The sequence below is a fragment of the Amycolatopsis sp. NPDC048633 genome (assembly GCF_040650695.1).
GTDB lineage: Bacteria > Actinomycetota > Actinomycetes > Mycobacteriales > Pseudonocardiaceae > Amycolatopsis.
The window spans coordinates 134,622-153,608 of the sequence record NZ_JBEZHS010000001.1; the positions used below are offsets into that span (position 1 = coordinate 134,622).

The following is an 18,987-nucleotide window of genomic DNA, read 5'->3' on the forward strand; positions in this document are numbered from 1 at the left end:
AAGCATGCTTCGTCATCGCCGGATCTTCTTGGTCGCGACTCTGATCGACGCGCTCGGCAGCGGGCTGTGGGTGCCGTTCGCGCTGCTGTTCCTGGTGCACGGCCAGGGCATGGGCCTGCTCGACGCCGGGACGTCGCTGAGCACCGGCGCGCTGCTGGCGCTCGTCAGCGGCCCGGCGACCGGGGCCGCCATGGACCGGTTCGGGCCGCGGGCCCTGCTCATCGCCGGGAACCTCGTGCGGATCGCGGCCTTCTGCGCGTACCCACTGGTCCACACCAGCTGGCAGGTGATCGTGGTTTCGGTGGTCGCCGGCTTCGGCGACCGGCTGTTCTGGACGTGCAACGCGCCGATGGTGGCCCGGCTCACCTCGGGCGGCGAAACGGACCGCATGCTGGCGACGCAGACGGTGGGGCGGTTCGCCGGCGCCGGGATCGGGGCGGCGGCGACCGCGGTGCTGCCGACGATCACGAGCCCGTGGGCGTTCCACCTGCTCGCGTACGTGAACGCGGCGAGCTTCGCGGTGGCAGCGGTACTGATCGGACTGCTCCCCCGGGCCGAAGCACGAGTGGACAAACCGGCCGGGAGCTGGCGGACGGTTCTCACCAACCGGCCCTTCACCGGGTTCTGCGTCACCCACACGGCTTTCACGCTCGCCAGCGCGAGCAAGTTCGCCGTGCTGCCCATCGTCGTGCGCGATCTCCTGCACGGTCCACAGTGGATCGCCGGGACCGCGATCACCCTCGGCACCGTGGTCGTCGTGCTGGGGCAGCGCCCGATCGTCGCCCTGCTCGCCGGGCGCAGCCGGACGACCGGGCTCATCGGCGCCGCGACGTTGTTCGCGGTTTCCTTCGCCCTGCTGATCCCGTTGGAAATGGTCCCCCTGCACGGTGCCGCCGGCCTGATCCTCGTGACGAGCCTCGGCTTCTCCGTCGCGGAGGCGATGTTCGGCCCCACCGGCACCGCGACGGCCGCCGCGGCCGCACCACCCGGTGCCGAAGGCCGCGCCAGCTCGATCTTCCAGCTCTCCTGGGGACTGCCCGTCGCGCTCGCGCCCGGTTTGCTGGCCGTCCTGCTCAGCGTCAGCAACGCGCTGACGTGGTCGGTACTGGCCCTGACCTGCACGGCGGCCATCCCGGCGCTGCTCGTGCTGCGGAAGAAGCTGCCCCACGCCCTGCGTGAGCCGTCACCAGCAGTCGCCGAATGAACGCAAGGGGTATGTGCCGGACGTTACACCACAATGGACGGATGCAACCGATCAAGTGAACGTGAGAGTTTCTCCGTCATGGCGCATGGCCCCGGCCATCTCCTCCTCGAACAGTTCGCGCCGCGCGAACCACCCGAGACTCCAGGAGGGGCCATGCAGACCGACGCCGTTCACCAGAGCCAGTTCGTGGTGCTGAACGAGAGCACCACGCCCGTCCTGTCCCGCCTCTCCTACCACGCCGAGGAGCCGTTCGCGGTCACCGTCGCGTTCCGGACCGAGCGCGGCCGGTGGATCGAATGGACCTTCGCGCGTGACCTCCTCGTGGCCGGCCTCGACGACCCGGCCGGTCTCGGTGACGTCCGGGTCCGCCCGGACCTGTCCGACGACGAGGACTTCCTCACCCTGGAAATCGAGTCACCGGACGGCTATGCGTCGTTCGAGCTGGAGACCGAAGACGTCCGGACGTTCCTCGAGGCGTCCTACGAACTGGTGCCGCTCGGTGAAGAGAGCGCGCACTTCGACGTCGACGGGCTGATCGAGGAGATCAGCAACGTCTGACCCCGAACCTCCCATTCCCGCGGCGAGGACGAAGGGCGGGTTTCGAGTGCGCTGGAGGCACTCGAAACCCGCCCTTTCGCTGTTTCAGGAGAAGGTCAGCCGAGCCGCAGCGTCGTCCCGGTCGCCGACAGGGCGGCACCGATCGGGAAGAAGTACGTCACGGACGTGTTGCCACCGGACAGGATGCCCTGCGCCGTGTTGCCCGCGATGAAGCCGCCGCCCGAGTCACCGGCCGCCGAGCGGACGTTGGTCGCGGTCATGCCATTGACCGTGCCCTCGGCGTAGCGGACGCTCTGGTTCTTGGCGCCGACCGTGCCGCAGGTCCAGCCGGTGGTCGAGCCGGCCTTGCAGACCGAGGTGCCGGTCGCCGCGTTGGACGAGCCCGTCACGCGGGTGCCGTTGTTCATCTGGCCGACCGGGGTCCAGCTGCTGTTGGTCCGGACCGAGGCGTAGTCGCTGCCCGGGAACCGGTAGGTGCCCCACGAGCCGAGCGCGGCGCCGTTGGAGCCCGTCAGCGAGCCGCCCCCGGTGAGGGCCGCGCAGTGGCCGGCGGTCAGGAAGCCGGTCGTGGTCGAGAAGCCGACCGAGCAGCGCGAAGAGCCGCCGATGTAGTAGGCGTCACCACCGCGGATGTTGGCGTGCAGCGTCGGTTTCGCCGCCGCGTCGAGGATCGTCACCGACGACTTGTCCACACCGGACTGGGTGAGGAAGGTGTCGGCGGCGGCGCGCTGGCCCTGCAGGACGGACAGCGTGACGCGGTTGGTGGCGGAGTCCACGCCCCAGCCCGTGACCGCGTACGGTGCCGAGCTGTCGAGGGCCTTGAACTTGTCCACAGTGGAGTCGAGCTGGCGAGCGCTGAACTTCACGACCTCCGCCTCGGCCCCGGACGACCGGATCTTGGCGACTTCGGCGGCGCTCGTCGTCTGGATGTGCGCCTTGCCCGTGGCGGCGTTGTAGGTGGCGCCGCCGAACGCGTCGCCGAGCGTCGCGCTGACGGCCTCGGTGACCTTGTTCGCGACGTCCTCGCTCTTCAGCCGCGTCAGCACCTGGTCTTGGGTCAGGCCCAGGTCGCGCTGCATGGCGGGCACGATGTCCGGGTTCAGCAGGTCCTGGCCCGAGGCGGGGACGGCGACCGCGACGAGCGCACCCGTCGTCATCACCACGGCGGCAGCGGCACCGAAGAGTCTGGCGATCTTCATGCTTCTCCCTAGATGGTTACGCGCGGCGCTGAACCGGCCACGCAGTGGTACTCCCCCGGGTGAGGGTCCCCGCAGTGGGCGTTACGGTGCAATCCGGGCGCCCGGCGAATGGGTATACGCATTCACCCCGGACGTATCCCCTGCTCCAAGCGGTCCTGACCCTCGGTCGTCACCCGGACGGACAGGTCCTTAAGTAGGGTTTCCGTGAACTACTTTCAGTAGCCGTCACCCCTCCCGGAACGCGTTACGTGCGGCCGGAACGGGGTGATCACCGCGGTTTCGCACGCGCTGTGACCCGGGACCGGCGGATCCCGCGGCAAACCGGTGACAGCCGGTAGGCGGACGTGTGAGGGCGGTACCGACCACCTATTCGGTTAATGGTTTACGGACGGTTGAGCGCTGCTTAGGCTCCCGCGCACAGTCCCCGGTGCACGTCGAGGAGGTCGTTGTGTGGTTGACGGCTCCCCGTGCCACCTCGGTGTCCGTCCGGTCTGGACCCGCCCGGCTGACCGGCCGCGACACCGAGCTCGACGCCATCGTCGACGTGCTCCGGCGGCGCCCGGCCGCGGTCCTGATCGAGGGCGAGCCCGGCATGGGCCGGACCCGGCTGCTCGCCGAGATCGGGCGGCGCAAGGAGTTCGACGGCAGCCGCGTGCTCACCGGCGCCTGCCAGCCGATGCGGGAACCGTTTCCCTACGGGCCCATCCTGGAAGCGCTTCGCGCGGTGGGCGACGCACCGCTCGGCCCGCTCAGCCCGGTCGCCGGCGTGCTGCGGCCGCTGCTCCCCGAGCTCGCGGAAGCGCTTCCTCCCCGGCCCGAGCCCCTCGCCGACCCGGTCGCCGAACGCCACCGCGTCTTCCGCGCGGTGCGGGAGCTCCTGCGGGCGTGCGGGCCGGCGCTCGTGCTGATCGACGACCTCCAGTGGGCCGACGAGGACACCCGGGACCTGATGCGGTTCCTCGCCGGCTCGATGCCGCCGGAGCTGGCAGTGGTCGCCACGTACCGGTCGGCGACCGACGTCCGGCCCGGCCCGCTCGGCGCGCCGTTCCGCACCGATCCGGCCGTCCACTCCGCGCGCGTCGCGCTGGGCGCGCTCGACGTCACGGCGGTGCGCAAGCTCGCGGTCGAAATCCTCGAGCTGCCCCGCGTCACCGACGAGTTCGCGGCGAAGGTGCACGAGTGCACCGCCGGGATCCCGTTCGTGGTCGAAGAGACGCTGCGGGCCCTGCGCGAAGCGGCCGAGCGGCTGCCGGTCGGCGAAGTCCTCTCCGACCGGATGCTGGAGAACCTCGAAGTCCCGGTGCTGCTGCGCGAAGCCGTCACCGAGCGGCTTTCCACGCTGCCTGAGCCGGCTGTGCGGCTGGCCGGCGCGGCCGCGGTCCTCGGTGTCGGCGCCGAAGCCGCCGTGCTCGGCGAGCTGGCCGGGCTGTCCGACGACACCCTCCGCACCGCGCTGCTCGCGGCGTTGTCCGGCGGGGTGCTCGGCGAGGTCGGCGACGGCCGGTACGGCTTCCGGCATCCGTTGGCGCGCAAGGCGGTCTACGACACGGTGAGCGGGCCCGAGCGCGCGTTGCTGCACGCGCAGGCGATCCGCGTGCTCGCCGCGCAGCCGTCCCCGCCGCTCACGCTGCTGGCCCGGCACTCCCGCGCGGCCGGCCGCGTCGACCAGTGGCGGCACTACGCCGAAGCCGCCGCGGACGAGGCCGTCACCCGCGGCGAGACGTCCCGTGCGATCGACCTCCTGCAGTCGGTGCTGGCCGAACCCGGCCCGGCGCAGGCCGACATCGGACGCGTCGCCGGCAAGCTGAGCCAGGTCGCGCTGCGGGGGTTCCGGCCCGACGTGATCGGCACGCTCGAACGCGTCCTCGAAGAGGTGACGCTGCCGCCGTCGGTCCGCGGCTCGATCCGGTTGAGCCTCGGCATGCTGCAGGTCCGGACCATCGGCGGGCTCGGCCGCGGCCGCCTCGAGGTCGAGCGCGCGATCGGCGAGCTGACCGACCGGCCCGACCTCGCCGCGCGCGGGATCACGCTGCTCGCCCAGCCGATCGACGGCCTGACGCCGTTGTCCTGGCACGAATCCTGGCGCGCCCGCGCGGGCGAGGTGTACGAGCGGCTCGACGACCCGGAGCTGCGGCTCGCGCTGACCGCCGACCGCATCGCGGCCGCGTCGCACGTCGGCGACGGCTCGGCGTGGGCGGAGTTCGAAGCGCTGTCGGACACCGTCGGCACGGTCGCCGAGCGCGTCCAGCTGGCCCGGCTGTGGTGCAACCTCGCCGACGGCCAGTCGTGGGCGGGGCACCTCGACCGGGCGGACCGGCTGGTGACCGAGGGCGTCCGGCGGGCGACCGACGCGGGCGCGCTGTACGCGATCGGCCTGATCCAGGGCACCCGCGTCCGGCTGGACTGGGTGCGCGGGCGCTGGAGCGGGCTCGCCGAAGCCGCCGAGCAGCTGCGCGACAGCTATCCGGAGCTCGGCCCGATCGTCATGGAGTCGTCGCTGGTGCTCGGCGGGCTGGCCGCCGTGCGCGGGGAGTTCGCCGCCGCGCAACGGCACCTGACCGCGGCGAGCGTCCACGCGCCGGACCGCGGGCCGAACCCGGTGGTGCTTTCGGCGGCCGGGGTGCTGATCGCCGTGCTCCTCGCGACCGACGACGTCGACGGCGCGTGCGCGGCGGCCGACACGGCGGTGGCCGCGGCCGGGCGCAAGGGCGTCTGGATCTGGGCGGCGGCGCTGGTCCCGGCGGCGGCGCAGGCGTACGCGCGGGCCGGGCGCTGGCCGGAGGCGGACAGCGTGGTCGAGGCGTTCGCCCGCGGCATCGAAGACCGGGACGCCCCGGTCGCGACGGCGGCCTTGGTCGCCGGCCGGGCGGTGTTGCTGGAGGCGCGCGGAAAGCACTTGGCCGCGGCGGCCCTGTTCGACGAAGCGGCGTCGGGCTATGCGGCGCTACCGATGCCGTACCCGGCGACGGGCATGCGGGAAAGGGCGGCGATGTGCCGCCTCGCGGCGGGCAACCGCGACGCGATCGAGGAGCTGACGGCGGCGGCCGAGGCGTACGAACAGCTGGGCGCGACGCGGGATGCCGGGCGGTGCCGTCACCAGCTGCGCGAACACGGCGCCTGGGCCCCTTCGCAACGCGGGCGGCGCGGGTACGGCAGCGAGCTTTCGCCACGGGAGCGCGAAGTGGCACGGATGCTGGCGGAGGGGCGGACGAACCGGGAGATCGCGGACGGGCTGTTCCTCTCGCCGCGCACGGTCGAGCAGCACGTGGCGAAGGTGCTGCGGAAGCTGGGCGCGCGCTCGCGCACGGACGTGGCCCGCAAGCTGCCCGGCGAAGTCACCACGGCACCGGCCGGCTGAGGTCACGAACGGCCCGAAACGCCATGAAAGAGTCGTTCATGGCGTCTGGCGACATGAAAGGGTCTTTCATGGCATCGGCCGGGCCACTGGCGGGCCCGCGGTGACCGCCTTACGTTGGGCGCGTGACAGAACAGGCCCTTCCCGCGTGGCGCCGGCGGACCTCCGGGGAGACCCGGTGGACCGCCATGGGCGTCGTCGTCGCCACCCTGGTGCTGCAGGTCGCCCTGCCCGATGACATGGCGCTGCACCCCAAGTGGCTGCTGCCCGCCGTCTCCGGGCTGCTCGTCGTCGCGCTGCTGCTGGTCAACCCGGGACGGATGTCGCAGTTCAGCGCCGTCGAACGGGTCATCTCGCTGCTGCTGGTCGCGGCCGTCACCGCGGTGAACGGCGCGTCCGCGGTGCAGCTCGTCTACGGCATCGTCACCAGCTCCATCGGCGACCGCGCCGGGGCCGTCCTGGTCACCGGCGGGATCGTCTACTGGACGAACATCGTCGCCTTCTCGCTCTGGTACTGGGAGTTCGACCGCGGTGGCCCGGGCCGGCGGGCCACAGGCCGGGCGGAGTTCCCCGACCTGCAGTTCCCGCAGATGGCCGACCCGGACCTGGCGCACCAGGACTGGGAACCGTCCTACCTGGACTACCTCTACTTCTCCTTCACCAACGCGGCCGCCTTCAGCCCCACCGACGTCATGCCCCTGCGGATCTGGGCGAAGCTGACGATGATGCTGCAGGCCGCCATCTCGCTCGTCCTGGCGGTGATGGTGGTCTCGTGGGCCATCAACAACCTGAAATAGCTCAGTGGCGCGAGATCGTGAAGCTCTGGCCGTCCGAGCCGATCGCGCCCGGGATCCAGGTGTTCGTGCCGCGGTCGTCGGCGTTCAGGCCGGACGGGCTGGTCGAGGCCAGGTTCGTCCCGTTGAACTTGACGCCGGTGAACTTGATGCCCCCGGAGATCGTCGGGTAGGAGTCGGTCGGCGACTCGATGATCGCCTCCGCGGACGCGTGCTTCGACGTCAGCGACTTCGTGGTCGTCTTGGTCCAGCCCTTGGTCGTGTCGGACAGGTCGAGCCGGTAGGTGTTGGTGGCGGTCCGGGTCACCGTCGCGGTGATGTGGTCGCCCGCGCCGACCGACACGTTGTAGTACACCGGCGCGGCCGGGTACATCTCGTACCAGGCCGAGTACACCGGATGCCCGCTGGAGCAGTCCGTCTCGACGCCGGTCTGTTCCACTGTGGACGATCCATCGCCGTCGATGCCGACCCACGGGGCGAAGAGGTCGTTGCTCGACCGGCACGTCACCGTCGGCTCGGTCCAGCTCGCCGTCGCCGTGGTGAAGCTGCCGAAGCTGACGTAGCCACCCCAGTTGCCGCCCGAGAACTGGTGGCCGTGGAGGTGCGAGCCGTACTCGACCGCGGCGTGCGCGGTGCCCGACACCGCGAGGCCGGCCGCGGCCGCGGCGACCGCCGTGAGGACGCGGGCAGCACGCGACGAAAGGATTCTGGACATGCGGGGACTCCATTCACCGATGGGGACCGGGAAAGCCGTATCCCAAGTGTTGGAGCCGCGCTGAAAAGAAGGTAGCTACTTTCGAATGGTCTTCCCATTGCCCGAAAAGACCCGTAAAGGCCTCCGCGGGGGAAAGAGGCCTTTACGGGTCGATATCGCTCACCTACCGCCCGGTCAGGTGAGCGGGGCTCCTACTGCTGGGACTGCGCCCGCGCCACGTCCACGAACTTCGTCGTGTACGTCTGCGACAGGTCGATCTTGTCCTTCTTCGGCTTGACGTTGCTGGACGACTCGCCCAGCACCTTCAGCACGTTCTGCGCACCCGCCGGGTCCATCCGGCCGTCCTTGGTGAACATCGGCAGGCTGTCCTTCAGCGACTTCACGTACAGCGCCTTGTCCCCGCCGGCGAACGACGGCGGCATGATGTCGGCGACCTGTTCCGGTGTGTGCGTCGAAATCCACTTCAGGCTTTCGACGTACGCGTTGGCCAGTTTCTGCACGATGTCCGGATACCGCTTCACGATTTCGCAGCCCATGTACAGCGAACTGGCCGGGTACAAACCACCCAAAGCGGCCTTCGTGCCCTCGACCGTACGCATGTCGTAGAGCACCTTCGCCTGGCCGGTGTTCGTCAGCTGCGCGATCGTCGGGTCGGTGGTCATCCCGGCGTCGATCGAACCCTGGTTCAGCGCCGAGATGAACGTCTGCCCGGCGCCGACCTTGACCGGCGTGTAGTCCTTCGAGCTGACGCCGCCACGCGAGGCGAGCGCCTTCGTCAGGAAGTCCGTCGACGAGCCCAGCGACGTGACGCCGAGGTTGCGGCCCTTGAAGTCCGCGCCGGAGCGGATCTCCCCGGCCTTGCCGGTGGCGACCATCTCGGCCTCGCCCGGCACGTTCGCGAACTGCACCACGCTCTGGATGCACTGTTCCTTGGCCTGCAGGTCGATCGTGTGGTCGTAGAACCCGACGACCCCCTGCACCTCGCCGGCCAGCAGCGACGTCTCCGCGTTGGCACCCGACGGCTGGTCGAACAGCTCGATGTCCAGCCCCTGCCGTTCGTAGGCGCCGATCTGCTGCGCCAGCTGGCCCGGCAGGTAGATGACCTTCGAGATGCCACCGATCATGATCTTGATGTGCGGCCGGCCGGTGTCCCCGATGGCGATCTCCCGCGAGTCGCGGCACGCCGTGACCCCGGCCATGGCGACCGCGAGCGCGGCCACCACGCCGACTGTCCTCTTCAGACGCATGTCAGACCACTCCGTGCGCGGCGTCGGCGGCGGACGGCGGGCGCCACCGCAGCAGCCTGCCCTCGAGCGAACTGATGCCCCACTCCGCGAGCAGCGCCACGACGGTGATAATCAGCATCCCGGCGTACACCCCGGCCGTGTCGAACGTGCCCTGCGCGTTGGCGATCAGGAAGCCCATCCCGGCCTTCGCGCCGGTGTACTCACCGACGACCGCGCCGATCAGCGCGAACCCGAAGGCGACGTGCAGCGACGACAGGATCCACGACGTCGCACTCGGCAGCACGATCGACTTGAGCACCTGGCCGCGCGTCGCGCCGAGGATGCGGGCGTTGTCGATCAGGTTCCGGTCCACCTCGCGGGCCCCGGTGAAGGCGTTGAAGAACACCGCGAAGAACACGAGCACGACGACGGTCGCGACCTTCGACGACAGCCCGAGCCCGAACCAGATGACGAACAGCGCGGCGAGCACGATGCGCGGCAACGCGTTGGCGGCCTTGATGAACGGCGCCAGCACCTGGGCCAGGTAGGAGCTGCGGCCGAGGATCACGCCGAACACGACACCGGCGATGGCGCCGATGACGAAACCGATCGCGGCCTCCTCGACGGTCACCACGATCTGGTACCAGATCGAGCCGAAGTCGGTGCCGGCGCTGAACCACTCGACCAGCCGCTCCCAGATCTTCGACGGCTTCGAGTAGAAGAACGGGTCGATCCAGTACGTCGCGGTCAGCTCCCAGCTACCGAGCCAGACGACGACGATCGCCAGGCGCAGCAGCCAGATGTTGCGCTTGCGCCGTGAAGACGCCTGCTTCGCGCGGGCCAGGATGTCCTGCTCGGTCTCCAGGACCGGCAAGGGAGCGGACGGCGCCGCCGGAGTCTCAAGCGACATTGGTGGCTCCCTTCTCGCGGGCCTTGTCGACCTCGCTGCGCAACGATTCCCAGATGTCGGCGTAGAGCTTGCGGAACTCCTCGGTGAGCCGAAGCTCCTCGACCTTCCGCGGCCGCTCCAGGGGAATCTCGAAGATGTCCTTCACCGTGGCCGGCGACGACGTCAGCACGACGACCTTGTCGGACAGCGCGATCGCCTCGTCGAGGTCGTGCGTCACGAAGATCACCGCGGCTCCGGTCCCCGACCACAGCCGCAGCAGCTCATCCTGCATGAGCGCGCGGGTCTGCACGTCCAGCGCCGAGAACGGCTCGTCCATCAGCATGATCTTCGGCTTGGTGACCAGCGTCTGGGCCAGCGCGACGCGCTTGCGCATGCCGCCGGAGAGCTGGTGCGGGTAGTACTTCTCGAACCCGGCGAGCCCGACGCGGCCGATCCAGTCGACGGCCTGCGCCCGGGCCTCGGCCTTCGGCACCCCGCGGAAGCGCGGGCCGGAGGCGACGTTCTCCAGCACCGAGCGCCACGGCATCACGGCGTCGGTCTGGAACATGTACCCGACGCCGTCGGGGATGGACTTCACGTCTTCGCCGTTCACCTGCACCCGCCCGGCGGACGGCGGCTGCAGCCCCGAGACCAGCGAGAGCGTCGTCGACTTGCCGCAGCCGGTGGGGCCGACGACGGCGACGAACTCGCCGGGCTGGACGGTCATGGTCAGGTCGCGGACGGCCGTGTGCACGGAACCGGACCCGCTCGGGAACCGTTTGGTGGCTCCGGTGAGTTCGATCAGTGGGGGAACCATGGGGAGGTGACTCCTTCGTCACGTGGTGGGGATCACGCTGGAAGGCACGTTAAGCAGGCGTGGCGGCCAGGTGAAGCTTGTCGACGTTCTGCGTGCGAGCTGCGCGTTATGCATGTTTTGCTCGTTTAGCGCACGGGCTTGACCTGGGGGTATGTTCCCAGCCATGCCAAAGTGGGCGCTCTTCCCGCGGATGCGGTTCAGCAGGCAGGTGCTGCTGCTGCAGATCGGCGTGGTCGCCCTGGTCGTCGGGCTCGGGGTGGCGCTGGTCAGCGTCCTGCTGTCACGCACGCTCACCGACCAGTACGGGCGCCGCGCGCTCGCCATCGCCAAATCCGTCGCCGCGGACCCGGTCGTCGTCGCGAACGCGGCCGCGAAGCTTCCCGGCGGCCCGCTCGAAGAGCGTGTCCTCGCCGTCACGAAGGTCAACGAAGCGCTCTTCGTCGTGATCACCGACGACAAGGGCATCCGGCTCGCCCACCCGACGCTGTCCGAGATCGGCAAGCCGGTCAGCACCCCGGCGGACCGAGCCCTCGCCGGGGAGGACGAGATCAGCGCGGTGCAGAGCGGCACCCTCGGCCTGTCCGTGCGCAGCAAGACCCCGATCTGGCAGGGGCAACGCGTGGTCGGCGAAGTCAGCGTCGGCTTCGAAGTCGGCGACCCGACCGGCGACTTCAACCGGCTCTTGGCGATCACCCTGCTGTTCGCTGGCGGCGCGCTGCTGCTCGGCGCGGGCGCGTCGGCGCTGCTGAACCGGCGGCTGCGACGCGTGACGCACGGCCTCGAACCGCACGAACTCACCGAGCTGCTCTACGAACGCGAAGCCGTGCTGCACGGGATCGGCGAGGGCGTCCTGGCGGTCGACGAAACGAACCGCGTCTCGGTGCGCAACGGCGAAGCCGAACGCCTGCTCGGCACCGAGCTCCCGATCGGCGCGGCGATGGCCGAGCTGGAACTTTCCCCTCGGCTGCACAAGGCCGTCGCCGAAGGACTGCCGGTCGACAACCTCCTCGCGGTGGCCGGGAACCGGGTGCTCGTCATCAACTCGCGGGCGGTGCACCTGGACGAACGGCCGATCGGCACCGTGCTGACCTTCCGCGACCGCACCGACCTCGACACGCTCACCCGCGAGCTCGACGGCATCCGCGTGCTGTCCGACGGCCTGCGCGCCCAGCGGCACGAGTTCGCGAACCGGCTGCACACGCTCTACGGGCTGCTCCAGCTCGGCCACCACACCGAAGCCGTCGAATACCTGCAGACGCTGACGGATTCGACGTCGGCGCGGCCGAGCGAGCTGGGCGACGCCGTCGCCGACCCGTACCTGCAGGCGCTGCTGGTCGCGAAAACCGAGCAGGCGCAGGAAAAGGGCCTCACGCTCAAGCTCGCCGACGACACCTGGGTGCCCACGACCGTGACCGACCCGATCGCCGCGAACACCGTGATCGGCAACCTCGTCGACAACGCGCTGCACGCCGCCCGGATGGGCCCGCGGCGGCCGGCGACCGTCGAGATCAGCCTGCTCGCCGAGGGCGGCACACTCCATTTGTCCGTTGTGGACAGTGGGCCCGGCGTGCCCGGCGAGCTGCAGCGGACGTTGTTCGACGAAGGCGTCTCGACGAAGATCGCGCCCGGCCACGGCCTCGGGCTGGCGCTCGCCCGGCAGGCGGCCCGCGCCCGCGGCGGCGACGTCTGGCTGGCCGGCCCGGGCGACGGTGAGACGGGTGCCCTGTTCGTCGCGAAACTGCCCGGAATGCTGACGGAGGACCGATGATCCGCACGCTCATCGTCGACGACGACTTCCGCGTCGCCGGGGTGCACGCCGGGTTCGTCGAGGAGGTCGACGGCTTCGCGGTGGTCGGCACCGCCCACACCGCGGCGGAGGCCCGCGCCCGCGTCCGGGAGCTCGCGCCGGACCTGGTCCTGCTCGACGTCTACCTGCCCGACGAGTCCGGCCTCGCGGTGCTCCCGGAGCTGCAGACCGACACGATCGTGCTGTCCGCGGCGACCGACAGCGCGTCCGTGGCGGCCGCGATCCGGGCCGGTGCGCTGAACTACCTGATCAAGCCGTTCACCACGCGCCAGCTCGCGGAACGCCTGACGTCGTACGCGCGCTTCCGCGGCCTGCTCACCGAAGGCCGCGCCCTGGGCCAGGACGACGTCGACCGCGCGTACCGGGTGCTGCACGACCAGGACCGCACGTCCGCGCCGAAGGGCCAGTCGACAGCGACGTCCCGGCTCGTTTCGGAGCAGCTGCGCCGGGCGGGCCGTCCGCTGTCGGCCGCGGAGGTCGCCGGCGAGCTGGGCATGGCGCGGGCGACGGCGCAGCGGTACCTCACGGCGCTGGCCGAGTCGGGGACCGTCCAGATGCGCCTGCGCTACGGCGCCACCGGGCGCCCGGAGCACGAGTACCGCTGGTCCGGCGCCTGAGTCAGCGGCGGGTGGTCGGCGTCTCCGCGCGGTACTGGTACTGCTGCATCATGCTTTCGGCCGCGTCCATCCAGGACCGGACCGGGTCAGGCGCCGACGACGTCGGCGACGGCGGCAGGTCGACGCGCGCCTCGTCGTCCTCGGCCGGCTTCTTCTTGGGCTGCGGTTTCGCCTGCGCCTGGATGTTCTTCGGAGCCGGTTTCGCGGGCACCGCCACGTACACGGTGGTCGGCGGCGGCGTGACCGCCGGCGCCTGCGGGGCCTGCGGCGGGGGCGCCGGCGCCTCGGCGACGGCCGGGCGCGAGTCCGGCTGCGCGACGTCGTCCGGCGCGGAGCCGAACAGGCCGCCGGAGAGCATGCCGCCGCCCAGCCACCCGACGGCGACGAGCAGCACCGCGGCGCCACTGCCGAGCCACGTGCGGGCGCGCCGCCGGATCACCACCGACTTCGGCCGCAGGTCCTGGTCGCACACCGGCGGCCGGGTGTAGATCGGCTCGAGCTCGGGCAGGTCGTCGTCGGTGCGACGGCGCTTCGGCAGGCTCGCCGCGATGATGCCGGTGCGATCCAGCAGCTCCACCGCGGTGTCGCCGGACGGACGGGTCGCACTGCGCTGTGCGGTGCGAAGCATCAGGGACCTCCGGTACGGGGCTCGTGGACCTCACGCATTCTGGACCATTTCGGACGGCCCTGTCAGAAACGCAACTCCATTGAGTGAAGGATCCCCCTTGTGGCGCAACCGGAAATTCACCTTTCCATTTGCTTGAGGCCCATCCGCGCGAGGATCGCGAGCGGCCGCTGGTAGGCCGAGCCGAGCACGCGCGGGATGGCGTCGATGACGTAGGCGTCCGGTCCGATGAGGATCCGCGCCGACTTCCGCTCGATCCCGCGCAGGATCGTCTGTGCCGCCTTCTCCGGTGTGGTGCGGGCGATCCGTTCGAAGCCCTGCGCGGCCTTCTCCTGGTCGTCGGCGGCGCTGCGGGAGTTGCGCACGATGTTGGTCTTGATCCCGCCGGGGTGCACGCAGCTCACCGCGACCGGGTGCCGCACGATCAGCATTTCTTCGCGCAGGGCTTCGGTGAATCCGCGGACCGCGAACTTCGCCGCGTTGTACGCGCTCTGCGTCGGCACGCCGACGAAACCGAAGACGCTGGAAATGTTCACGACGTGCCCGTCGCCGGACGCGATCAGGTGCGGCAGGAAGGCCTTCGTGCCGTTCACGACTCCGCCGAGGTTGACGCCCATCAGCCAGTCGTAGTCCTCGAACGTCATCTCCTCGACGGTCGCGCCGAGCGCCACCCCGGCGTTGTTCACGATGACGTTGACGCGGCCGAACTCGTCGGCGACCTCGTCGGCATGGGCGAGCACGGCGGCGCGGTCGGCGACGTCGAGGACGTACGCGCGGGCGTTGTCGCCGGCCAGCTTCGCGGTCTCCTCCGCGTTCGCGGCGTTGACGTCGGAGAGGGCGACCCGCGCCCCGCGCCGGGCGAACTCGAGCGACAGCGCCCGCCCGATCCCCGAGCCCGCCCCGGTGACCACCACGACCTTGTCCGCGAACTGCTTCATCGGCGCTCCTTAGGTGTTACCCACGAGTTACGGATATTAGCGGCTGTGAGCTTGCTGTGGGTGTGCCGATCGTGTCGGTGCGGCACCTTAAGGTGATGGGGACGACAGACCGGGGGCGAGGACGACGAGGAGGCGATGCGCGTGCGGCGGCCCGCCGTCCTGCTCACCCTGGCCGCGGTCCTGCTGCTCGGCGCGGCTTTCGTCGTCTTCGCGGCCCGGCAGCCGCGGTCCGCGAGCGCGTCCCCTCCGGACACCGTCGAGGCCGTGCCGGTGTCGACGCCGGACCTGCCCGCGGAGTCCAGTCCCGCGGTCGGGGCGCTGTTCCTCGACGGGTCGCACTACTGCACCGCCAGCGTCGTGCACAGCCGGCCGGGTGACGTGCTGCTGACCGCGGCCCACTGCATCCACGACGGCGAAGGCGGCGGCTACCTCACCGGCGTCACGTTCGCGCCCGGCTACCACGACGGCGTCGCGCCGTTCGGCTACTGGACGGTGTCGGACGAGCTCGTCGCGCCCGGCTGGAGCGCGTCGTCGGACCCGGACCTCGACGTCGGCTTCGCCACCGCGCACCAGGCGGGGGCCACGAAGCCCCTGGAGACCCTGGTCGGCGCGAACGCCCTCGCGACGGGCACCGAGTTCGAGCAGGCCATCACGCTCACCGGCTACCCGGACGACTCCGAGGTCCCGGCGGTCTGCCGGAACACGACGAGCCGGCAGGACACCTACCAGCTCAAGGTGGACTGCGCGGGTTTCCCGACGGGCACCAGCGGCGGCCCGTGGGTGATCGGCACGGACCCCCGGACGAGGCTGGGCACGGTCATCGGCGTCATCGGCGGCTTCGAGTACGGCGGCGACGACCCGGACACGTCGTACTCGAGCTACTTCGACACGGACGTCCAGGCGCTGTACCGGCAGACGACCGCCCGCACCTGAGCGGCATGATGCGGGGTATGAGCGACCCCGTCGACGTACCGATCACCGGCGAGCCGATCCGGCTCGGCCAGTTCCTCAAGCTGGCCGGCCTCGCCGAAGACGGCTCCCACGCGAAGGACCTGATCGACGCGGAGGAGGTCACCGTCAACGGCGAGGTCGAGACCCGCCGCGGCCGCCAGCTGACCAACGGGGACGTCGTGGCCGTCGGCGCGAACCGCGGCAAGGTCATCCTGGTGCACTGACCCGAGCGCCCCAAGGCGGCCTTGGTTGCGTCTGACGCACCGAAGGCCGCCTTGGTTGCGTCTCACGCACCGAAGGCCGCCTTGGTTGCGTCTCACGCACCGAAGGCCACATTGGGGCGCTTGGGCCGGGCTAACCCACGCTGGTCAGCGGGGGCAGGCCGATCGACGCGGCCAGTGCGTCCAGCTCGCGGCGGACCGGGCCGGACAGGGGCACCCCCAGCGCCCGGCACTGCTCCAGGTGCTGGGCCTCGCGCCAGCCGGGGTAGCGGATCGGCGCACCGCCGTCCCAGCCGAGCATGCTGCCGAAGAGGGCGCTCGCCGCGCGGTAGAAGCCGTCGGCGCTGCGCAGCGTCGTCGGCGCGATCGCCAGCACCAGCAGGCCCGTGTCGTGCTCGTGGTCGGCCACGCCGGAGAGCACCCCGGCGAGGACCTCGACCAGCAGCGTCAGCCCGGCGCCTTCCGAGCCGGAGCGGTCCATGTCGAAGATGAACTCGGGGTACGCGCCCCCGGGCGCGGCCATGCCGAGCGGGTTCATCGGCTGGCCGGGTTCGCCGCCCGCGGCGAGCACCAGCCCGATCATCGCGTGCGGCAGGGCCCGCGCGGCGTGGTGCCCGGCCCGGCCGAACGGCCCGACGCCGCGCAGCGAGACGAGCCCGACGCCGAAGCGGCCGGCCCGCGCCACCGCCCGGTCCATCGCGTCGCCGACCGCCCACAACCCGGGCGCGCGGCGGTAGTCGAGCAGCGCGGCGGCCCCGCGGTCGGCGATCATCAGCGGCTCGGCGTGCGGCACGACGTGCCCGGTCTTCAGCATCGGCAGGTGGACCCGGGTCAGGTCGGCGACGCCGGTGTCCGGCGAACCGGTCAGGTCGCCGTGGCAGAGGGCTTCCGCCGCGATGCGGGCGCGTGCTTCGGGGAAGCCGTGGGCGGCGAAGACGTGTGCCACGAGGGTGACCAGCTCGTCGGCCCGCACGCGCGGCCAGGCCTGTTCCGGGATCGGGGTTTCGCGGGGTTCTTCTTCGGCGATCACGGGTTCGGGGCGGGCGGAGCGGAAGGGACGCGGTCTGAGAGGCACTTCCCCGACACTGCCCAACGGCGGGATCCGGCGTCAACGACGTGGGGCCGGGCCTACCCGACCGTGTGATCGAGGCGTCCGAAGAGTCGTACCCTGGGCTGCATGTGCCGAAACATCACCACCCTCCGGGGACTGCAGCCGTCCGCGACCGGCGAGGAGATCGAGGCCGCGGCCCGCCAGTACGTGCGCAAGGTGACCGGCGTGCAGTCGCTGTCGGACGCCACGCGCGAACCGTTCGAAGCGGCGGTCGCCGAGATCACCGAAATCACCACGCGGCTGCTGGAGCAGCTGCCCGAGCGCCGCCAGCCGCCGGCGACGATCCCGCCGTTGCGCCGTCCCGAGGTGCGGGCACGGATGGCCGCCCAGGCGTTGAAGCGTCCCTGAAACTGTCGGACCCCCTCGCTAGGCTGGCCGCATGAGCGGACAGGCTTTGGTGCTGGGCGGCGGCGGGGTCGCCGGGGTCGCGTGGACGACGGGGTTGCTGACCGGGCTGGCCGGCCACGGCCAAGACCTGACGGGCGCGGACCTGCTCGTCGGGACCTCGGCGGGGTCGGTGGTCGCGGCGCAGGTCACGAGCGGGGTTTCAATCGACGAGCTGTTCGCGCGCCAGGCCGAGCCGGCGCGGCAGACCCGGGAGATCCCGGTGGAGCTCGACTTGGAGAAGTTCGCGGCGGAGTTCGGCGGCGCGGTCACCGGCTCGGCGACACCGGCCGAGGTCCGCCGCGCGGTGGGCCGGCTGGCGCTGACGGCCGAGACCGTCCCCGAAGCGGACCGGCGGGCGGTGGTCGCGGAGCGGTTGCCGGTGCACGAGTGGCCGGAGCAGCGCCTGGTGATCGTGGCGGTCGACGCGGAGACGGGCGAGCCTCGCCGTTTCGACCGCGCGTCCGGGGTGTCCCTGGTCGACGCGGTGGCGGCGAGCTGCGCGGTCCCGGGCATCTGGCCGGCGGTGACGATCGGCGGCCGCCGGTACGTGGACGGCGGCGTCCGCTCGGCCGACAACGCCGACTACGCGACGGGGTGCACCCGCGTCACGGTGGTGTCGCCGCTGGGAACGGCGGATTCCCCGTTCCCGATGGAGAAGCCGCTGCTCACGGTGCTGGACGACCTGCGCGCGGCGGGCGCAGAGGTCGCATTGGTCACCCCGGACGAGGCGTCGGTCGCGGCGATCGGCCAGAACCCGCTGGACCCGGCGACCCGCACCCCGGCCGCGGAGGCGGGGCGCGCGCAGGGCGCGGCGCTCACGCTCACCTGGAAGTAGGCCCGGTGCACCAACCCCATGCCCCGGAGCACATCCCGGGCCCCCGGACTCCGTCGGCTACCCTCGTGGGGCGAGGTAGCGTGTCCGAGCGGCCGAAGGAACATGTCTTGAAAACATGCGAGGGGGCAACCTCTCCGTGGGTTCGAATCCCACCGCTACCGCTCCAGGCCCCGGGCGCGGAGTAGCCGCGCCCGGGTTCAGCCGTCCACCTCGGACAGGTGACCCAGCACCCGGTCGAACGCCGCGGCGATCGTCGCCTGCTCCTCGGGGCTCAGCAGGTCGATGAGGTGCTCGCGCACCCCTTCCAGGTGGGTGGGCGCGGCCTTCGCGAGCAGAGCCAGGCCCTCGTCGGTCAGCTCCGTGATGACCCCGCGCTTGTCCTCGGGGTCACGGACCCGCCGGACCACCCCCGCGTCTTCGAGCCGGCCGACCTGGTGCGACAGCCTGCTCTTCGTCGAGCCCATCAGCACGGCCAGCTCGGACATCCGCATCCGGTGGCCGGCCTGCATCTCGAGGCAGACGAGCACCTCGTAGTCGGTCAGGGACACGTCGTGCCGCACCGCCAGCTCCCGGTGCAGCACCTGCCGCAGTTTCAGGGTCGCCACGATGTAGGAGCGCCACGCCGCCATCTCGGCTTCGTTCAACCAACGCACAGGCCGCTCCTCGGTCATAAGGCAGCCTAGAACGCTGATCAAGGGACCGCGCGGTCCGAGTCCGAACTGCGTGCCGGTAAAAATG

19 protein-coding genes and 1 tRNA gene are annotated in these 18,987 nt (G+C 71.2%); 11 read left to right on the forward strand and 9 right to left on the reverse strand.

Annotated elements, in window-relative coordinates; all coding sequences use genetic code 11:
• The first annotated feature begins 4 nt into the window (after positions 1-4).
• Positions 5-1,204 (forward strand): MFS transporter, encoded by a 1,200-nt coding sequence (locus AB0C38_RS00750; RefSeq protein ID WP_360664357.1) that lies wholly within the window; start codon positions 5-7, stop codon positions 1,202-1,204.
• 153 nt (positions 1,205-1,357) lie between these two features.
• The gene (locus AB0C38_RS00755; RefSeq protein WP_360664360.1) at positions 1,358-1,762 is read left to right on the forward strand and encodes an SsgA family sporulation/cell division regulator; all 405 of its coding nucleotides are present in this window, start codon (positions 1,358-1,360) and stop codon (positions 1,760-1,762) included.
• A 95-nt stretch (positions 1,763-1,857) separates the two neighbouring features.
• Here AB0C38_RS00755 and AB0C38_RS00760 read toward each other — a convergent pair whose 3' ends face one another.
• Positions 1,858-2,961, reverse strand: a complete 1,104-nt coding sequence (locus AB0C38_RS00760; RefSeq protein WP_360664363.1) for a S1 family peptidase — start codon at positions 2,959-2,961, stop codon at positions 1,858-1,860.
• Between the two features lie 448 nt (positions 2,962-3,409).
• Here AB0C38_RS00760 and AB0C38_RS00765 point away from each other — a divergent pair, with 448 nt between their 5' ends.
• Positions 3,410-6,319 (forward strand): AAA family ATPase, encoded by a 2,910-nt coding sequence (locus AB0C38_RS00765; protein WP_360664366.1) that lies wholly within the window; start codon positions 3,410-3,412, stop codon positions 6,317-6,319.
• A gap of 185 nt (positions 6,320-6,504) precedes the next feature.
• A complete protein-coding gene (locus AB0C38_RS00770; protein ID WP_360667399.1) occupies positions 6,505-7,113 on the forward strand; it encodes a hypothetical protein in 609 nt (202 codons plus the stop codon).
• Position 7,114: 1 nt separating this feature from the next.
• Here the strand turns inward: AB0C38_RS00770 and AB0C38_RS00775 are convergent, their stop codons facing one another.
• From AB0C38_RS00775 to AB0C38_RS00790, 4 genes are all read right to left on the reverse strand, one after another.
• A complete protein-coding gene (locus AB0C38_RS00775) occupies positions 7,115-7,825 on the reverse strand; it encodes a G1 family glutamic endopeptidase (RefSeq protein WP_360664369.1) in 711 nt (236 codons plus the stop codon).
• A 191-nt stretch (positions 7,826-8,016) separates the two neighbouring features.
• Positions 8,017-9,072, reverse strand: coding sequence for an ABC transporter substrate-binding protein (locus tag AB0C38_RS00780; RefSeq protein WP_360664372.1), 1,056 nt, complete (start codon positions 9,070-9,072; stop codon positions 8,017-8,019).
• A gap of 1 nt (position 9,073) precedes the next feature.
• Entirely contained in the window at positions 9,074-9,961 is an 888-nt protein-coding gene (locus AB0C38_RS00785; RefSeq protein WP_360664375.1) for an ABC transporter permease, read from the reverse strand.
• On the reverse strand, positions 9,951-10,757 hold the full coding sequence (locus AB0C38_RS00790; protein WP_360664378.1) for an ABC transporter ATP-binding protein: 807 nt from the start codon (positions 10,755-10,757) through the stop codon (positions 9,951-9,953). The genes AB0C38_RS00785 and AB0C38_RS00790 overlap by 11 nt, the downstream gene beginning before the upstream one ends.
• A gap of 190 nt (positions 10,758-10,947) precedes the next feature.
• Between AB0C38_RS00790 and AB0C38_RS00795 the strand changes: the two genes are divergently transcribed.
• Positions 10,948-12,525 carry a sensor histidine kinase gene (locus tag AB0C38_RS00795; RefSeq protein WP_360667402.1) on the forward strand — a complete coding sequence of 526 codons (1,578 nt, stop codon included), beginning with the start codon at positions 10,948-10,950 and terminating at the stop codon, positions 12,523-12,525.
• Positions 12,522-13,181 carry a response regulator gene (locus AB0C38_RS00800; protein WP_360664381.1) on the forward strand — a complete coding sequence of 220 codons (660 nt, stop codon included), beginning with the start codon at positions 12,522-12,524 and terminating at the stop codon, positions 13,179-13,181. The genes AB0C38_RS00795 and AB0C38_RS00800 overlap by 4 nt, the downstream gene beginning before the upstream one ends.
• A 1-nt stretch (position 13,182) precedes the next feature.
• On the opposite strand, the gene AB0C38_RS00805 is transcribed toward AB0C38_RS00800, so the two are convergent.
• Together AB0C38_RS00805 and AB0C38_RS00810 are read right to left on the reverse strand one after the other, a co-directional pair.
• Positions 13,183-13,809: a hypothetical protein gene (locus tag AB0C38_RS00805; protein ID WP_360664384.1), complete on the reverse strand. Its 627-nt coding sequence runs from the start codon at positions 13,807-13,809 to the stop codon at positions 13,183-13,185.
• A gap of 116 nt (positions 13,810-13,925) precedes the next feature.
• A complete protein-coding gene (locus tag AB0C38_RS00810; protein ID WP_360664387.1) occupies positions 13,926-14,744 on the reverse strand; it encodes an SDR family oxidoreductase in 819 nt (272 codons plus the stop codon).
• A gap of 135 nt (positions 14,745-14,879) precedes the next feature.
• Between AB0C38_RS00810 and AB0C38_RS00815 the strand changes: the two genes are divergently transcribed.
• Both AB0C38_RS00815 and AB0C38_RS00820 read left to right on the forward strand, forming a co-directional pair.
• On the forward strand, positions 14,880-15,677 hold the full coding sequence (locus tag AB0C38_RS00815) for a trypsin-like serine protease (protein ID WP_360664390.1): 798 nt from the start codon (positions 14,880-14,882) through the stop codon (positions 15,675-15,677).
• A gap of 17 nt (positions 15,678-15,694) precedes the next feature.
• Entirely contained in the window at positions 15,695-15,919 is a 225-nt protein-coding gene (locus AB0C38_RS00820; protein ID WP_360664393.1) for an RNA-binding S4 domain-containing protein, read from the forward strand.
• 130 nt (positions 15,920-16,049) lie between these two features.
• Here the strand turns inward: AB0C38_RS00820 and AB0C38_RS00825 are convergent, their stop codons facing one another.
• Positions 16,050-16,991 (reverse strand): Ldh family oxidoreductase, encoded by a 942-nt coding sequence (locus AB0C38_RS00825; RefSeq protein WP_360664396.1) that lies wholly within the window; start codon positions 16,989-16,991, stop codon positions 16,050-16,052.
• Between the two features lie 102 nt (positions 16,992-17,093).
• On the opposite strand from AB0C38_RS00825, the gene AB0C38_RS00830 reads away from it, so the two are divergent.
• From AB0C38_RS00830 to AB0C38_RS00840, 3 genes are all read left to right on the forward strand, one after another.
• The gene (locus tag AB0C38_RS00830; RefSeq protein WP_360664399.1) at positions 17,094-17,375 is read left to right on the forward strand and encodes a DUF2277 domain-containing protein; all 282 of its coding nucleotides are present in this window, start codon (positions 17,094-17,096) and stop codon (positions 17,373-17,375) included.
• A gap of 31 nt (positions 17,376-17,406) precedes the next feature.
• On the forward strand, positions 17,407-18,249 hold the full coding sequence (locus tag AB0C38_RS00835; RefSeq protein ID WP_360664402.1) for a patatin-like phospholipase family protein: 843 nt from the start codon (positions 17,407-17,409) through the stop codon (positions 18,247-18,249).
• 74 nt (positions 18,250-18,323) lie between these two features.
• Positions 18,324-18,410 (forward strand) — tRNA-Ser (locus tag AB0C38_RS00840).
• Between the two features lie 36 nt (positions 18,411-18,446).
• Here AB0C38_RS00840 and AB0C38_RS00845 read toward each other — a convergent pair.
• Positions 18,447-18,920 carry a MarR family transcriptional regulator gene (locus tag AB0C38_RS00845; RefSeq protein WP_360664405.1) on the reverse strand — a complete coding sequence of 158 codons (474 nt, stop codon included), beginning with the start codon at positions 18,918-18,920 and terminating at the stop codon, positions 18,447-18,449.
• Between the last annotated feature and the right edge of the window lie 67 nt (positions 18,921-18,987).

Coding starts and splice junctions, on each gene's coding strand:
- AB0C38_RS00835 (WP_360664402.1), top strand. CDS start 17,407: ATGAGCGGACAGGCTTTGGTGCTGGGCGGCGGCGGGGTCGCCGGGGTC.
- AB0C38_RS00820 (WP_360664393.1), top strand. CDS start 15,695: ATGAGCGACCCCGTCGACGTACCGATCACCGGCGAGCCGATCCGGCTC.
- AB0C38_RS00760 (WP_360664363.1), bottom strand. CDS start 2,961: ATGAAGATCGCCAGACTCTTCGGTGCCGCTGCCGCCGTGGTGATGACG.
- AB0C38_RS00815 (WP_360664390.1), top strand. CDS start 14,880: ATGCGCGTGCGGCGGCCCGCCGTCCTGCTCACCCTGGCCGCGGTCCTG.
- AB0C38_RS00830 (WP_360664399.1), top strand. CDS start 17,094: ATGTGCCGAAACATCACCACCCTCCGGGGACTGCAGCCGTCCGCGACC.
- AB0C38_RS00750 (WP_360664357.1), top strand. CDS start 5: ATGCTTCGTCATCGCCGGATCTTCTTGGTCGCGACTCTGATCGACGCG.
- AB0C38_RS00755 (WP_360664360.1), top strand. CDS start 1,358: ATGCAGACCGACGCCGTTCACCAGAGCCAGTTCGTGGTGCTGAACGAG.
- AB0C38_RS00800 (WP_360664381.1), top strand. CDS start 12,522: ATGATCCGCACGCTCATCGTCGACGACGACTTCCGCGTCGCCGGGGTG.
- AB0C38_RS00785 (WP_360664375.1), bottom strand. CDS start 9,961: ATGTCGCTTGAGACTCCGGCGGCGCCGTCCGCTCCCTTGCCGGTCCTG.
- AB0C38_RS00790 (WP_360664378.1), bottom strand. CDS start 10,757: ATGGTTCCCCCACTGATCGAACTCACCGGAGCCACCAAACGGTTCCCG.
- AB0C38_RS00845 (WP_360664405.1), bottom strand. CDS start 18,920: ATGACCGAGGAGCGGCCTGTGCGTTGGTTGAACGAAGCCGAGATGGCG.
- AB0C38_RS00810 (WP_360664387.1), bottom strand. CDS start 14,744: ATGAAGCAGTTCGCGGACAAGGTCGTGGTGGTCACCGGGGCGGGCTCG.
- AB0C38_RS00780 (WP_360664372.1), bottom strand. CDS start 9,072: ATGCGTCTGAAGAGGACAGTCGGCGTGGTGGCCGCGCTCGCGGTCGCC.
- AB0C38_RS00775 (WP_360664369.1), bottom strand. CDS start 7,825: ATGTCCAGAATCCTTTCGTCGCGTGCTGCCCGCGTCCTCACGGCGGTC.
- AB0C38_RS00770 (WP_360667399.1), top strand. CDS start 6,505: ATGGGCGTCGTCGTCGCCACCCTGGTGCTGCAGGTCGCCCTGCCCGAT.
- AB0C38_RS00805 (WP_360664384.1), bottom strand. CDS start 13,809: ATGCTTCGCACCGCACAGCGCAGTGCGACCCGTCCGTCCGGCGACACC.
- AB0C38_RS00795 (WP_360667402.1), top strand. CDS start 10,948: ATGCGGTTCAGCAGGCAGGTGCTGCTGCTGCAGATCGGCGTGGTCGCC.